The sequence below is a fragment of the Mycolicibacterium mageritense genome, assembly GCF_010727475.1.
Lineage (GTDB): Bacteria > Actinomycetota > Actinomycetes > Mycobacteriales > Mycobacteriaceae > Mycobacterium > Mycobacterium mageritense.
Genome location: NZ_AP022567.1, coordinates 5,764,502 through 5,778,702 on the forward strand (window position 1 = coordinate 5,764,502; position 14,201 = coordinate 5,778,702).

Genomic DNA, 14,201 nt, shown 5'->3' on the forward strand with positions numbered 1-14,201 from the left:
GCCCTCGCGTCCACGGATTTTTGGACGCCGAGTCGCGACGCTGTTCAGCGCACCTGCGCGCGGCCGCGCTCGAACACCGACGCGCGGCTGGCCGCGATGTCGTCGCCGGTCGCACCGGCCATCCAGGCCCGCGCGGACTCGGCCTCGATCCACAGCCCGGCGTTGGTCTGGGACGCATCGATGCGGTGATACGAGTGCAGCAGGGCACGCACCGCCGCCTGGTTGTTGCCGACGATCGAGGCCGCCACAGCGCGGGCCGCCGTCAACAGTTCGTCGTGCGGCACGACCTCGGTGACCAGCCCGGCGCGCAGGGCATCGGTGGCCGAGAGGTAGTCGCCCGTGAGGCTCATCCGGCGCGCGAGGCCCACACCGACCTTCTGCGGCAGCCGGACCGAGAGGCCCCACGTCGGCAGCAGGCCCACCCGGGCGTGGGTGTCGGCGAACCTCGCGTGTTCGGAGGCGATCAGGATGTCGCAGTTGAGCGCCAATTCGAGGCCACCGGTCACCGCTGCGCCGTTGATCGCGCCGATGACGGGCTTGGTCATGGCGGGCCACTTGGGTGAGATGTCGGGCAACTCGGTGGTGTCACCGAGTTCCTTGAGATCGAGCCCGGCGCAGAACACCGGATCGGCGCCCGTGAGGATCACGACGTCGACGTCGTCGTCGGCCTGCGCGGCGTGCAGCGCAGCGTAGAACGCCGTTCGCAACTCGGCCGACAGCGCATTACGGGATTGCGGCCGGTTGAGTGTGAGGGTGCGAATCCGATCGGTGGTTTCGGTAAGCAGGACGGCGGCGTCGGTCATGGCATGAACCTATCGCGGGGCACCTATCGTGGGGACATGTGCCGCAACATCACCGAGCTGCGGGGGCTTGAGCCCGCCGCAACCGACGAGGAGATCGAAGCCGCTGCCAGGCAATATGTCCGCAAGGTCAGTGGTATCACCCGCCCGACCGGAGCCAATGTGGACGCTTTCGAGACCGCGGTCGCCGAGGTGACCGCGACCACGACGCGTCTGCTGACCGGGTTGGCCCCGCGCCGTCAACCGCCGAAAACCGTTCCGCCGCTGCGCCGTCCCGAGGTTCGTGCGCGGCTTGCGGCGAAGTGAGCACGACCGCGCTGACTCAACCCGCGCTCAAGGAATGGAGCGCGGCCGTGCATGCGCTGCTCGACGGCAGGCAAACCATCCTGCTGCGCAAAGGCGGCATCCACGAGAAGCGGTTCGCCGTGAACAGCGGACAGTTCCTGCTGTTCCCGACGGTTGCGCACAGCCACGCCGAGCGGGTTCGCCCCGAACACCGTGACCTGCTCGTCCCGGCGGCGGCCGACAGCACCGAGGACGCGCTGATCATCCGGGCCGGCGCGAAAGTGGTTGACACCATTGAGGTCAACCATCCGGAGGCCATCGATGCTCTCGAGTCCATGCACATCTGGACGCGGGAGTCGGTGCAGGCCGACCGGTTGGATTTCCGGCCACGGCATCGGCTTGCCGTGCTGGTGGTGCAGGTCAGTGCGCTGGCGGAGCCGGTCCGCCTGGACCGCACGCCCGACTACGCCGGATGCAAGAGTTGGGTACAGCTGCCCGTGCAGGCCGATTGGCGGCCACCGGTGCACGGCGACGCCGCGCTGCGCGACGTCGCCGCCCGGGTTCGGAGCTCAGTCGGCTGACGGCGGGCGTGACCCGGCCGGCAGCACGAGTCGCGAAAGCCCACCGTGGCCGTGATGAACGGTGTGGGTCGCACGGACCATGCGTGAACCGGAGACGACCGGCTCGGCGGTACCGAGATTGCGCGCGAAACGGGGATGAGAGCCGCCCGAGATCATCAGCCGAATCCGCGAACCTGCCCTGAAGCGGTGTGCGACCGCGTCCAATTCCAGGCGCACCGGCCCGGTGTGGTTGTTGAGCCGGCGGAACGCGTCGGAGACGTTGCGGGAGCGCCCCTTCGCGTCCACCTCGCTGACTCGCACGAAGATGTCGTGGTACGGGTTGTCGCAACTGTGCGCCAACTCCACGACCGGGTTGCCGGTCACGAAGAGATCGGCGGGCAGCGGGTCACCTGTGAACGTCAGCACGTCGCTGCGCTCGGCGAGCCGGCTGTCGTTGCGGTAACCACCCTCACGAGCCAGCAGCCGGCCGCCGATGGTCGGGGTGGGATTGGCGGGGTGGTAGGTGAACGTCGACGGCGGCGCGGTCTCGGCGGGTGCGACGCCGGCCAGCCGTCCCGTCGGCTGTAGAAACAACTCGTGATCGGTCTGCCGCGGCGGCCAGTCGGGCAGGTCGACCCAGCCGTGGTTGGTGACGTGGATGCGCACGGGGCTGCGGTCCACCGCGGGCTTCCCGGCAAGATGCGTGCCCAGCCAGTCCAGCGATTCCCGCAGCACCGTCGGTGCGCCCTTGGTCATTACCTGGGTGTGGGTCCAGGATCCGACGGTCAGTGCGACCGGGACATCCCGCCGCCGCAGGTGCTGATACTGCGCGAGCGTCTGCTCCAGAAACAGATCCTGCCAGCCGCCGACCAGCAGGACGGGCACCGACGTGCGGTCGAGCGCCTCGGGGCATCGCAGCGCGTCCCAGAACGGATCCTCCGCGTCGGGATGGTCCAGCCACGTCTCGTACCAGGGCGCACCGGCGCCGAGCAGGGTCCGGCCGGCCTGTCCCGCGGGCAATCGGTCGGTGGCCCTGGCGACCGCACGCGGGGCGCGCCATTCCCGCAGAATCGTGCGCGCGAGCCCCGGGTCTTCCTGGTGGGCGACCATGTTGCTCCAGCCGAGGAAGTCGTTGAGGGTGAACGAGCCGGTGCCCCACGCGGAGGCCTGGAAATCGTGCGGCCCGACGGTGATCACCGCGGCCTTGAGTTCCGGCGGCGGATCCGACAGCAGCGCCCATTGGGTGAACCCGAGGTAGGACAGACCGATCGTGCCGAAGCTGCCGGTGAACCACGGTTGCCCGCGCAGCCATGCCACGGTGTCGGCGCCGTCGGCCTTCTCGTGGACCATGGGCGTGAACTCGCCGCCGGATCCGAACGTGCCACGCACGCTCTGCAGCACGACGTGGTAGCCGCGGGCGGCGTACACCTGTGCGAACAGCGCCGAAAACGGGAACCGGCGCCCGTACGGGCCGCGCACCAGCAGCGTTCCTGCGGGCGTTTCGGTGTGTGGCGCGTAGTGGTCGGCGATCAGGTCGACCCCGTCGCGCATCGGGACACGCAGGCGCTGGTGCACGGTGAAGGTGGTGGTGTGGGGTGGCAGCCCCAGCAGCCGACTGACGGTCCGGCGGGCGGCCGCCGGGGCAGTGGTAGTCACGGTCACCACACCGAGCCTACTTAAGCCTGCTAATCAGTTGGTTCAGAACTTGTAGTACGGCGCCAGTTCGTGGGCCCGCTGCATGTTGGTCTGCAGGCAGTCGGGGTTGGGCTCGGAGTAGATCGGCGAATAGAACAGCGACTGCTGGATCACGCCGTAGCTGGTCTTGAACGCCACCATGCAGGTGATCCACCACCGGTCGTTCCAATCGGTGGGCTTCATGATCCAGTACTGCGCGGCACGGTGACCGTCGATGTCCAGCTCGAGGGCGTCGGCGGGAATCGTCGCCTCGTAGGTCCGCCACACGAACGCCTCGACGGCCATCTGGTAGTTGCCGGCGTCGTACTTGCACCGCAGGCTGTCTTCCGGGGTGGGCGGCGTGAAGGCCAGGCCGATCCGCTGGACCACGTCCAGCGGGATGTCGCGGCACGGATCGAACGGTGAGGGGTCCGTGGTTTCGATCACCGGCCACTTGATGGTCGTCGACACGTTGGTCATCGGCAGATCGGTGGCTTCCAGACGCAGGACTCCGGAGCCGGAACCGGCCGTCGGTGTCGTCTGCCAGACCACGATCACTGCTGCGACCAGCGCGCACAACGCCGACAACAGGCGCAGCCTGGCGGCCATGAAACCCCCTTGCGGTTCGGTGAGAACTCATCCCCGGCTTGCCGGGAGTGTAGCGGTCCGCGGCGGCCGACTCGACCATAAACGAGAACCTGTTCTAGTTGGCGGGCGGTTCGCGACCGGGCGCGCCGCTAGGCTGGTCGGTTGTGGTGATGGACCAGGAGTCGAGAGATCGACAGCCGATTCTGTGGGCGATCAGCGATCTGCACACCGGACACACCGGAAACAAGCCGGTCACCGAGTCGCTGTATCCGGCTTCACCCGACGATTGGCTGATCGTCGCGGGCGACGTCGGTGAACGCACCGACGAGATCCGGTGGGCGCTCGACCTGTTGCGCAAGCGCTTCGCGAAGGTCATCTGGGTGCCGGGCAACCACGAGCTGTGGACCACCAACAAGGATCCGATGCAGATCTTCGGGCGGGCCCGCTACGACTACCTGGTCGACATGTGCGACCAGATGGGGATCATCACCCCCGAGCATCCGTATCCGGTGTGGACCGAACAGGGCGGCCCGGCCACGATCGTGCCGATGTTCCTGCTCTACGACTACACGTTCCTGCCGGCCGGTGCGGCGACCAAGGCCGAGGGCCTGGCCATCGCGCGCGACAAGAATGTCGTCGGGACGGACGAGTTCCTGCTGTCGTGCGAGCCGTACGCGACACGTGACGCGTGGTGTCGCGACCGGGTGAGCCAGACCCGCAAGCGCCTCGAAGACCTCGACTGGATCACGCCGACGGTCTTGGTGAACCATTTCCCGCTGGTCCGGGAACCCTGCGAGGCGATGTTCTACCCCGAGTTCTCGCTGTGGTGCGGGACGACGGCGACCAAGGACTGGCACACGCGCTACAACGCGATCTGTTCGGTGTACGGGCATCTGCACATTCCGCGCACCACCTGGTATGACGACGTGCGCTTCGAAGAGGTTTCGGTCGGTTATCCCCGGGAATGGCGGCGGCGCAAGCCGTACCGGTGGCTGCGGCAGATCCTGCCCGATCCGAAGTACGCACCCGGCTACCTCAACGAGTTCGGCGGACATTTCGAGATCACGGCCGAGATGCGCACGCACGCCAAGCAGATGCAGGACCGGATCAGCCAGAGGCGCGGGTGATGAGCGCTTGCGCGAAGAGCAGAGCAATATGACGGGCACGCTGCTGGCCCAGGTGCTGCCCGACTCGGTCGCCTCGGCCGAACTGTATGACGATCCGCCGGGATTGGCCCCGCTGCCCGAGGAAGAGCCGCTGGTCGCGCGCGCAGTCGCCAAGCGCCGCAACGAGTTCGTCACGGTGCGCTACTGCGCGCGGCAGGCGCTGGGGGAGTTGGGCATCGGCCCGGTCCCGATCCTCAAGGGCGACAAGGGCGAACCGTGTTGGCCCGACGGTGTGGTCGGCAGCCTGACCCACTGCAAGGGCTTCCGCGGCGCGGTGGTCGGCCGGGCGGGCGAGGTGCGATCGGTCGGGATCGACGCCGAGCCACACGATGTGCTGCCTGACGGCGTGCTCGACGCGATCACCGTGCCCGCCGAGCGTATCGAGCTCGGCGGGATGCCCGACGGCCTGCACTGGGATCGAATCCTCTTCTGCGCCAAGGAGGCAACGTACAAGGCGTGGTACCCGCTGACGCATCGGTGGCTCGGGTTCGAGGACGCGCACATCACCTTCGGCGTGGACGCATCGGGCGTCACAGGTGGGTTTCGGTCGCGGATTCTCATCGACCCCGCGGCCGAGCACGGTCCACCGTTGACCGCGCTCGAGGGACGCTGGTCGGTGCGGGACGGTGTCACGTTGACGGCGATCGTCCTGTGAGCGGCCCCGAAGCCGGCCTGGTCATCGTCGACAAGCCGGCGAGCATGACGAGCCACGATGTCGTGGGCCGGTGCCGACGGTTGTTCGGTACGCGCAAGGTCGGCCACGCCGGCACGTTGGATCCGATGGCGACCGGCGTGCTGGTGGTCGGGATCGAGCGCGCCACCAAGATCCTCGGGCTGCTCACCGCGACCGACAAGTCCTACGCCGCCACCATTCGGCTCGGCCAGACCACCACCACCGAGGATGCCGAAGGTGAAGTGGTGCAATCTTTTTCAGCCTCGCACGTGACGGGGGAGCAGATCGCCGAAGCGGTCGCGGCGTTGCGCGGCGACATTCACCAGGTGCCTTCTGCGGTGAGCGCGATCAAGGTCGACGGCCAGCGGGCCTACAAGCTGGCCCGGGAAGGGCAGACCGTCGAACTGGCGGCCCGGCCCGTGCGCATCGACCGGTTCGACGTCCTCGCCGTGCGACATGTCGACGAGTTCGTCGACGTGGACGTCGAGGTGGACTGTTCCTCCGGCACATACATTCGGGCGCTGGCCCGCGACGTCGGTGCCGCGCTCGGTGTGGGCGGACATCTGACCGCGTTGCGGCGCACCAAGGTTGGTCGCTACGGCCTCGACGAGGCGCGCACCCTCGACGAGCTTGCCGACCAGGCGCGGCTGAGCTACACGCTCGACGAGGCCTGCCTGGTCGGCTTCCCGCGTCGCGACCTGACCGCGGCGGAGGCCGAGGACACCAGGCATGGCCGGCCGCTCAAACCAGCCGGGATTGACGGCGTCTACGCCGCGACCGCACCCAGCGGACAGGTGATCGCTCTTCTGCAGGATGGCTCGTCGCGCACCAAGAACGTCGTGGTGTTGCGTCCGGCAACGTTGTAGGAGGCGACGATCCCGACGAGGGCTGTATCGCCACCGGTCAACTTAGATACCAGTTTGATGGTTTCATGCCCGGTGTGCATGGCCTGACGACGTAAGATGCAGCGGTGACCGCACGAGTGGACGGGCCGGCCAAGCGGCGCACGCAGGCCGAACGCAGCGCCGCCATGCGAACGCGCTTGCTCGACGCCACCGTGGAATGCCTCGTCACCTACGGCTATGCGGGCACGACCACGCAGCGAGTGGCCGAGGTTGCCGGTGTCACGCGTGGAGCGCAAGTCCACCACTTCCGGTCCAAGGAAGATCTCGTGGTGGCTGCGATCGAGCACCTTGCCGAGCAGCGCGCTCAAGCCGCCGTCCGTGACCTCGGCCGCGTGGCCGCGAGCCCGGACCCGGCCTCGATGGTGCTGGACTATCTGTGGGAGTCCCATCAGGGTCCGGTATTCGTTGCAACGCTTGAACTCTGGGTGGCGGCGCGCACCGATGAGGTGCTGGCCGCGCAGATCGAGCGGGTCGAGCCGATCGTCACCGGCGCGTTGGTCGGAGCGCTCGCGCAACTGGTCCCGGATCGGGCGGCGCAGAAGGAACTGCGCGACCTGGCGTACACGGCAATGGATGCACTGCGGGGGATTCTGCTGTCGAGCTTTGCAGATCGCGATCCCAAGCGGGCCAGAAAGCGGTGGGACAGGGTGTGTGTGCACCTCGGCCGCATGCTCTCCGACACCTTGAACGCCGAGATCTCGTCGTAAGCCGTGCCGCGTAGCGGCCTGGTCTCGGAAATTCGTCTCGACGCGGGCGGAAGTCGTGGCCTTCTTGTAAAGATACAAACAGGTTGGTATGTTTCTCTCGAGCAGAGGAAAAGAGGGTTCATGCCCAACAAGGTCTATGTCATCGGCGTCGGGATGACGAAGTTCGAGAAGCCCGGCCGCCGGGTCAATGACGACGGGTCACCGTGGGACTATCCGGACATGGCCCGTGAGTCGGGGTCAAAGGCATTGGCAGACACGGGAATCGACTATCGCGAAGTCCAGGAGGCCTACGTCGGCTACGTCTACGGCGAGTCGACATCGGGCCAGCGGGCTGTCTACGAGCTTGGCATGACCGGCATCCCGGTGGTCAATGTCAACAACAACTGCTCGACCGGATCGACCGCGCTGTACCTCGCGGCGCGGGCCGTCCGCGCTGGGCTGGCGGACTGTGCGCTGGCGCTCGGGTTCGAGAAGATGCAACCGGGTTCACTCGGGTCGACGTATGACGACCGCGAGCAGCCGATGGCCAGGCACTTCCTGGCGCTGGCCGAGATCTCCGAAGTGCTGTTCCCGCCGGCGCCCTGGATGTTCGGCGCGGCCGGTCGCGAGCACATGAGGCAATACGGTTCTATTCCAGAGCATTTCGCGAAGATCGGCTGCAAGAACCACAAGCATTCGGTGAACAATCCGTACGCGCAGTTCCAGGATGAGTACACGCTCGACGACATCCTCGGCTCGCGGATGATCTACGACCCGCTGACCAAGCTGCAGTGCTCACCGACCTCCGACGGGTCCGGCGCGGCGATCCTGGCGAGCGAGGACTTCGTCGACAAGCATGGGCTGGCCGGGCAAGCCGTGGAGATCGTCGGCCAGGCCATGACCACCGACTTCGAGAACAGCTTCGACGGCACCTGCAAGGCGCTCATCGGTCACCACATGAATGTCGCTGCTGCCCAACAGGTTTACGATCAGTCCGGTCTCGGCCCCGAGGACTTCCAGGTCATCGAGCTGCATGACTGCTTCAGTGCCAACGAACTGCTGCTGTACGAAGCGCTGGGTCTGTGCGCTGAGGGTGAAGCGCCGAAGCTCGTCGACAACGGCGACACGACCTATGGCGGGCGCTGGGTGGTCAACCCGTCGGGCGGGCTGATCTCCAAAGGGCATCCGCTGGGTGCCACCGGCCTGGCCCAGTGCGCCGAACTCACCTGGCAGTTGCGGGGCGCCGCCGACAAGCGACAGGTGGACAACGTCACCGCTGCGCTTCAGCACAACATCGGCCTGGGCGGCGCCGCCGTGGTGACCGCCTACCAGCGCGCCGAGCGCTAGGACTTCCCTGCCGAGCACACGTGCGGGCGCCCGCGTTTCGCGGCTTTTGGGGTACCGGCGCGTCTGCTCGGCGAATAAAACAAGCACAAGGAGAAACGACAGTGGGACATATCGAAGCAACGCGTTACCTGACCGCCGGCCCTGATGCGCTGTGGGCGACTGTCGCGGACCCGCAGACGTGGGACAAATGGTTCACGGTCCACGACAGGTGGCTGGAGGAGCCGCCGGCCACGTTGACCGAAGGGGCCCGGCTCACCGCCAAGATCGTGATGCTGGGCATGGCGAACAAGATCGAATGGACCATCGAATCTGTCGACGCTCCACACAGTCTCGTGCTCAGCGGCACCGGAATGGCCGGAGTCAAGGCGAGGTTCGCGTTCACCATCGAGCCCGCCGGCACCGGATCCCGTTTCACGGTCACCGGCGACTTCGAAGGGGCCCTCGTGAAGGGCGCGCTTGCCAAGGCCGTGGAGAAGGACGGTGTCAAGCAGCTCGACAAGAGCCTGGACGCGCTCGACGCGCTGGCATCGGCGTCGGCATGACCACGACGAACAACGCCACCGGAGAGGAATTGCGCTTCGACGACAGCGGGTTGAACACCTGGACCGACGAGGAACGGTTCGAGGTCACCCGGAAACGACTCGCCGAATACGCCGCGGCCACCAACGATCCGATCCCCGCCCATTGCTCTGGTGACGTCGCCTCGCCGGTCTTTGCGATCGTTCCGGTCTTCGAGGCGTTGCTGGTGCCCGCGGTTGACGTGCTGCCGGTGGAACTGATTCCCCGGGTGGTACACGGCGAACAGGACTTCCACTTTCATCGGCCGATCCGGCCGGGCGACAAGCTGGTGTCGCGCGGCAAGATGATCGGCTACGAAGGACTCGAGAACGGCACCCGCGCGGCGATCTATCTCGAATGCCGCACCGAGGACGGCGAACTGGTCAACGAGCAGTACGTCACGACGTTCGTGCGCGGCTTCGATGCCGGCAAGGCCATGGGGGAGTTGAGCCCCGGGCACCGCTTCGACGCGGCACTGCGTGCGCACGACCCGGTCGCCACCGTCGTCCAGCACGTCGACGACGATCAGACCTTTCGGTACAGCCCCGCCGCGGGTGACCCCATGCCCATCCACCTCGACGAGGAGGTGGCGCGTGACGCGGGTCTGCCCGGGATCATCGCTCATGGACTGTGCACCATGGCGTTCACGTCGTGGGCTCTGCTCACCGAGGTGGGCGGATCAGATGTCAGCCGGCTCAAGCGGTTCGCGGTGCGTTTCTCCAAGATGGTGCTTCCGGGTGACGACCTCGAAACCCGCATCTGGCGGAAAGAGACAACTGGCGGTGCCACGACATACGCGTTCGAAACCGCCAGGGGATCCGACCTCGTCATCACCGACGGCCTGGCCGAAATCGTAGAGGAGACATAGCTGATGGGTGCACTGGAAGGCCGCGTCGCGATCATCACCGGCGCAGGGCGCGGGATCGGCCGTGAACACGCGCTGCTGTTCGCGGCCGAAGGCGCCAACGTGGTCGTCAACGATCTCGGCGGCAGCAACGCCGGTGAGGGCGCCGACGCCGGGCCGGCCCACGAGGTGGTGGCCGCGATCAAGGCGGCCGGCGGCAAAGCAGTGGCCAACACCGAGAACGTCGCCACCTGGGATGGTGCGAAAACCCTGGTCCAGCAGGCGATCGACGAATTCGGCCGACTCGATGTCGTGGTAAACAACGCCGGAATCCTGCGAGACGGTTTCATCCCGACGATGGCCGAATCCGACTGGGACGCCGTGATCGCCGTCCATCTCAAAGGCCATTTCGCGGTGCTGCGCCACGCGGCCGAATACTGGAAAGCGCAGTCGAAGGCAGGTGACCAACCCATCGCTTCGGTGATCAACACCGCTTCGGGTTCCGGTACCACGATTCCCAACGCGGGTCAGGCCAACTACGGTTCGGCGAAGGCCGCGATCGCGGCGCTGACGCTCGTGGCTGCCGACGAGTTGGACCGCTACGGCGTGCGGGTCAACGCCATCGCGCCGATTGCGCGGACCCGGCTGACCCTCGCCACCCCCGGTATGGGCGCACTGATGGCCGAACCCGAGGACGAGGGCGAGGTCGACCTGTTCAGCCCCGTCAACATCTCACCCCTGGTGGCCTACCTCGCAACCGAGAAGTGCACGATCACCGGTCGGGTGTATGCCGTTCAGGGCGGGGCGATCTCGCAGCTCGCCGGGTGGCATGACGTCGAGACCATCGAGACCGACGGGCTGTGGCAGATCGACGACATCGCCGAAAGGTTGCCATCGTGATCGAGTGGTCCGACACCGACGTCATCATGCGCGACACGGTGCGCGAGTTCATCGACCAGGAGATCCGGCCCCACCTCGATGGTCTGGAATCTGGCGAGCTGTCACCGTATCCGTTCGCCCGCAAACTGTTCAGTGAGTTCGGTCTCGACGTCATGGCTGCCGAGGCCGTCAAGACCATGCTGGACAAGCAACGTGAACGTGGTCCGGGGGACACGGCGCACAAGACCCGTGGAATCGGGGGTTTCGGTGAGCAGGCGTCGATGGCCGCTGTCATGGTCTCCGAGCTGGCTGGGGTCAGCATCGGGCTCCTGAGCACGATCGGGGTGAGTCTCGGGCTCGGTGCCGCGACGATCATGAGCCGCGGCACGCCGGCGCAGAAGGAGCGCTGGCTGCCTGAGCTGGTGACGCTGGACAAGATCGCGGCATGGGCCATCACCGAGCCCGATGCCGGCTCGGACGCGTTCGGCGGCATGAAAACCTACGTCAAGCGGGACGGTGCCGACTACATCCTGAACGGGCAGAAGACGTTCATCACCAACGGCCCCTACGCCGATGTGCTGATCGTCTACGCAAAGCTCGACAGCGGCGACGCAGCAGTCGACAGGCGTGATCGTCCGGTACTCACCTTCGTCCTGGACTCCGGCATGCCCGGGCTGACGCAGGGCAAGGCGTTCAAGAAGATGGGCATGATGTCCTCGCCGACCGGCGAACTGTTCTTCGACAACGTGCGTCTCACCCCGGATCGGCTACTGGGTGAGACCGAGGAACACGGTGGCGGAGATGGACGCGACAGTGCGCGTGCGAATTTCGCGGCGGAGCGGGTCGGTGTGGCATTGATGGCGCTCGGGATCATCAACGAATGTCATCGGCTGTGCCTGGACTATGCGAAGACGCGCACGCTGTGGGGCAAGAAGATCGCCGAGTTCCAGCTGATCCAACTGAAGCTGGCCAGGATGGAGATCGCGCGGATCAACGTGCAGAACATGGTCTTCCAGACGCTGGAGAAGCTTCAGGCAGGGAAGATGCCCACGCTCGCGGAGGCCTCGGCGATCAAGCTCTACTCGTCAGAGGCCGCGACCGAGGTGGCGATGGAGGCGGTCCAACTGTTTGGCGGCAACGGTTATATGGCCGAGTACCGCGTCGAACAGCTCGCCAGGGACGCCAAGTCGCTGATGATCTACGCGGGCAGCAATGAGGTGCAGGTGACCCACATCGCGAAGGGGCTGCTCGCGGGATGATCGCCGAGACCCGGGCCGGCTACGGAGGTGTCGGGACACGGGTGCTGTCGGTGGCCGGCGACGGAACTCCCGTCGTCCTTTTCCACGGCTATGCCGACAGCGCCGATACCTGGCGAGGGGTACTGGCTCGACTCGATGAAATGGGACGCACGGCGTTCGCGGTCGATCTGCCCGGTTTCGGCCAGGCAGATCGCCGCGGCCCAGGTCCGATGCTGCCCCAGTTCGATGCGTTTGCCGACGCGATCCTCGCCGAGCACGGACCTGCGATTCTGGTCGGTAACTCACTCGGCGCGGCGACCGCTGTCCGCGCTGCCACCCGCAATCCCGATCGGGTCACCGCACTGGTGGCGCTCGATGATCCGCTCAACGCACGGCACTGGTTGGCGAGACTTGCCAGATCGCGAGAACTTCCCGTTCGATTCTGGAAAGGGCTTGGACGCGTTCCTGTTCCGGCACGAGCATGGCAGTGGGTCGGGAGCCAGAGCTTGCGCCGGGTGCTGTACGGCTCGCCGAGCGCTGCTGATCCGGCAGTGATGGCTCACTGGCTCGGAACCTTCGAGAGTACGGCGTCGGTGGCCACCCTTGGCCGCTACGCGTTCCAGTACGCGCACGAGACCACGGGTGGGCACCGTGACGTCCGGGTCACCTGCCCGACCGTCGTCGTTCACGGTGCCCGTGACCGCATCATCCCTGTGCAAGCGAGTCATGTTCTGCACCAGCAGATTCCAGGAAGCGAGCTTGTCGTGCTACCGCGAGCAGGTCACTGCCCCCAGCTCGACGACCCCGACGCCGTCACCCGACTCGTCATCGGGATCGGGGCGAGTCGGCGATGACCGTCCTCCGCACACTGCGCGACGTCGTGGCGGCGATCGTCTCGGGTGGCGAGAACGTCTTCCCGCTGGAAGTCAAGAACGTGCTCGGTGTCGATGACGGCGACTTCGGAAAACGCCTGCGGGCCTTCATGGTTCGCCGGCGCGGAGCCGTGCTGGACGCCGACGCGGTACGAGCTCACGTGCGGTCCGGGCTGGCTCGGCACAAGGTGCCCAGGGACGTGATCTTCCTCGACTCGCTGCCGCGCAACGAGACCGGGAAGGTTCTCAAAGGTGTGTTGCGGAAGGAGTTTCGATGAAGTCGCACTCGTATCGCGGTGGCCAGGTGGTGGCGATCACCGGCGGAGCCAGAGGGATCGGCAGGGCGACGGGCGCGGCATTTCTGCGCGCAGGTGCGCGGGTCGCGCTCGGCGACGTCGATACCACGCTGGTCGAGAAGACTGCGGCCGAGCTTGCCGAAGTGACCGGCGGTGTGGTGTGCGGGCTGCCGCTCGACGTCACCGACCGGACATCGTTCGCGCGGTTCCTCGATACGACCGAGGATCGGCTCGGCCCACTGGACGTGCTGGTGAACAACGCGGGCATCATGCCGACCGGCTGCTTCACCGACGAGACCGACGACATGACCGACCGCATGGTCGCCATCAACCTGTGTGGCGTCCTCTCCGGTTCGAAACTCGCCGCGACGCGAATGGCGGACCGCGGCGGGCATATTGTCAACGTCGCATCGCTCGCGGGCGTGAGCGCATTCCCGGGCTTGGCCACCTACTGCGCGACCAAGCACGCGGTCGTCGGGTTCTCCGAAACGTTGCATCTCGAGCTCGCCGCGAACGGCATCGGTGTCACGGCGGTGTTGCCCGGCGTGGTGCACACCGAACTCTCCGCAGGCCACGGTGCTCCGAAGTGGATCCGTCCGATCGCGGAGGTGGAACCCGAAGAGGTCGCGACCGCAATCGTCGACGCTGTCGGCGGCCGGCGGGCGAAGGTCTCAGTGCCCCGCGCCCTCGGAACGATGATCAAGATCGCGTCGGGCCTGCCCGACGGCGTGCGACACCGCATCTCGCACGCCGCCCATTTCGACACCGCGTTCACCGACGTCGATCCGGCAGTGCGGGAGGCGTATCACCGCAGACTTCGGCGCTGACCG

16 protein-coding genes and 1 pseudogene are annotated in these 14,201 nt (G+C 66.6%); 14 read left to right on the forward strand and 3 right to left on the reverse strand.

What is annotated here, in order from left to right; translation table 11 throughout:
- Positions 1–44: 44 nt before the first annotated feature.
- Positions 45–803, reverse strand: a complete 759-nt coding sequence (locus G6N67_RS27740; protein ID WP_036436960.1) for an enoyl-CoA hydratase — start codon at positions 801–803, stop codon at positions 45–47.
- Between the two features lie 36 nt (positions 804–839).
- On the opposite strand from G6N67_RS27740, the gene G6N67_RS27745 reads away from it, so the two are divergent.
- Positions 840–1,106, forward strand: a complete 267-nt coding sequence (locus tag G6N67_RS27745; RefSeq protein WP_036438388.1) for a DUF2277 domain-containing protein — start codon at positions 840–842, stop codon at positions 1,104–1,106.
- Positions 1,103–1,666: a DUF1802 family protein gene (locus G6N67_RS27750; protein WP_229479916.1), complete on the forward strand. Its 564-nt coding sequence runs from the start codon at positions 1,103–1,105 to the stop codon at positions 1,664–1,666. Before G6N67_RS27745 ends, G6N67_RS27750 begins: the two co-directional genes overlap by 4 nt.
- On the opposite strand, the gene G6N67_RS27755 is transcribed toward G6N67_RS27750, so the two are convergent.
- Positions 1,655–3,301: a CocE/NonD family hydrolase gene (locus G6N67_RS27755; RefSeq protein ID WP_036438390.1), complete on the reverse strand. Its 1,647-nt coding sequence runs from the start codon at positions 3,299–3,301 to the stop codon at positions 1,655–1,657. The two genes, G6N67_RS27750 and G6N67_RS27755, sit on opposite strands and share 12 nt — an antisense overlap.
- Positions 3,302–3,343: 42 nt before the next feature.
- Positions 3,344–3,928 (reverse strand): DUF3558 domain-containing protein, encoded by a 585-nt coding sequence (locus G6N67_RS27760; RefSeq protein ID WP_036436961.1) that lies wholly within the window; start codon positions 3,926–3,928, stop codon positions 3,344–3,346.
- Between the two features lie 149 nt (positions 3,929–4,077).
- Here G6N67_RS27760 and G6N67_RS27765 point away from each other — a divergent pair, with 149 nt between their 5' ends.
- The 12 genes and pseudogenes from G6N67_RS27765 (at position 4,078) to G6N67_RS27820 (ending at position 14,198) form a co-directional block, all read left to right on the forward strand.
- Positions 4,078–5,034 (forward strand): ACP phosphodiesterase PptH, encoded by a 957-nt coding sequence (locus G6N67_RS27765; protein ID WP_036438391.1) that lies wholly within the window; start codon positions 4,078–4,080, stop codon positions 5,032–5,034.
- A gap of 28 nt (positions 5,035–5,062) precedes the next feature.
- Positions 5,063–5,728 (forward strand): 4'-phosphopantetheinyl transferase PptT, encoded by a 666-nt coding sequence (gene pptT, locus G6N67_RS27770; RefSeq protein ID WP_036436962.1) that lies wholly within the window; start codon positions 5,063–5,065, stop codon positions 5,726–5,728.
- Entirely contained in the window at positions 5,725–6,612 is an 888-nt protein-coding gene (gene truB / locus G6N67_RS27775; protein WP_036436963.1) for a tRNA pseudouridine(55) synthase TruB, read from the forward strand. The genes pptT and truB overlap by 4 nt, the downstream gene beginning before the upstream one ends.
- A gap of 164 nt (positions 6,613–6,776) precedes the next feature.
- The gene (locus G6N67_RS27780) at positions 6,777–7,358 is read left to right on the forward strand and encodes a TetR/AcrR family transcriptional regulator (protein WP_110798618.1); all 582 of its coding nucleotides are present in this window, start codon (positions 6,777–6,779) and stop codon (positions 7,356–7,358) included.
- A gap of 120 nt (positions 7,359–7,478) precedes the next feature.
- Positions 7,479–8,684, forward strand: a complete 1,206-nt coding sequence (locus G6N67_RS27785; RefSeq protein ID WP_036436974.1) for a lipid-transfer protein — start codon at positions 7,479–7,481, stop codon at positions 8,682–8,684.
- A 101-nt stretch (positions 8,685–8,785) separates the two neighbouring features.
- On the forward strand, positions 8,786–9,226 hold the full coding sequence (locus tag G6N67_RS27790; RefSeq protein WP_036436976.1) for a type II toxin-antitoxin system Rv0910 family toxin: 441 nt from the start codon (positions 8,786–8,788) through the stop codon (positions 9,224–9,226).
- Entirely contained in the window at positions 9,223–10,110 is an 888-nt protein-coding gene (locus G6N67_RS27795) for a MaoC/PaaZ C-terminal domain-containing protein (protein ID WP_036436983.1), read from the forward strand. The genes G6N67_RS27790 and G6N67_RS27795 overlap by 4 nt, the downstream gene beginning before the upstream one ends.
- Positions 10,111–10,113: 3 nt before the next feature.
- Positions 10,114–10,986 carry an SDR family oxidoreductase gene (locus G6N67_RS27800; protein ID WP_036436986.1) on the forward strand — a complete coding sequence of 291 codons (873 nt, stop codon included), beginning with the start codon at positions 10,114–10,116 and terminating at the stop codon, positions 10,984–10,986.
- A complete protein-coding gene (locus tag G6N67_RS27805; protein WP_036436987.1) occupies positions 10,983–12,224 on the forward strand; it encodes an acyl-CoA dehydrogenase family protein in 1,242 nt (413 codons plus the stop codon). Before G6N67_RS27800 ends, G6N67_RS27805 begins: the two co-directional genes overlap by 4 nt.
- Positions 12,221–13,057, forward strand: coding sequence for an alpha/beta fold hydrolase (locus tag G6N67_RS27810; RefSeq protein WP_036436989.1), 837 nt, complete (start codon positions 12,221–12,223; stop codon positions 13,055–13,057). The genes G6N67_RS27805 and G6N67_RS27810 overlap by 4 nt, the downstream gene beginning before the upstream one ends.
- A gap of 35 nt (positions 13,058–13,092) precedes the next feature.
- Positions 13,093–13,353 (forward strand): annotated as a pseudogene (locus G6N67_RS27815) (AMP-binding enzyme); the annotation flags it as partial.
- Positions 13,350–14,198 carry an SDR family oxidoreductase gene (locus tag G6N67_RS27820; RefSeq protein ID WP_036437006.1) on the forward strand — a complete coding sequence of 283 codons (849 nt, stop codon included), beginning with the start codon at positions 13,350–13,352 and terminating at the stop codon, positions 14,196–14,198. The pseudogene G6N67_RS27815 and the gene G6N67_RS27820, both read left to right, overlap by 4 nt.
- Positions 14,199–14,201 lie beyond the last annotated feature (3 nt).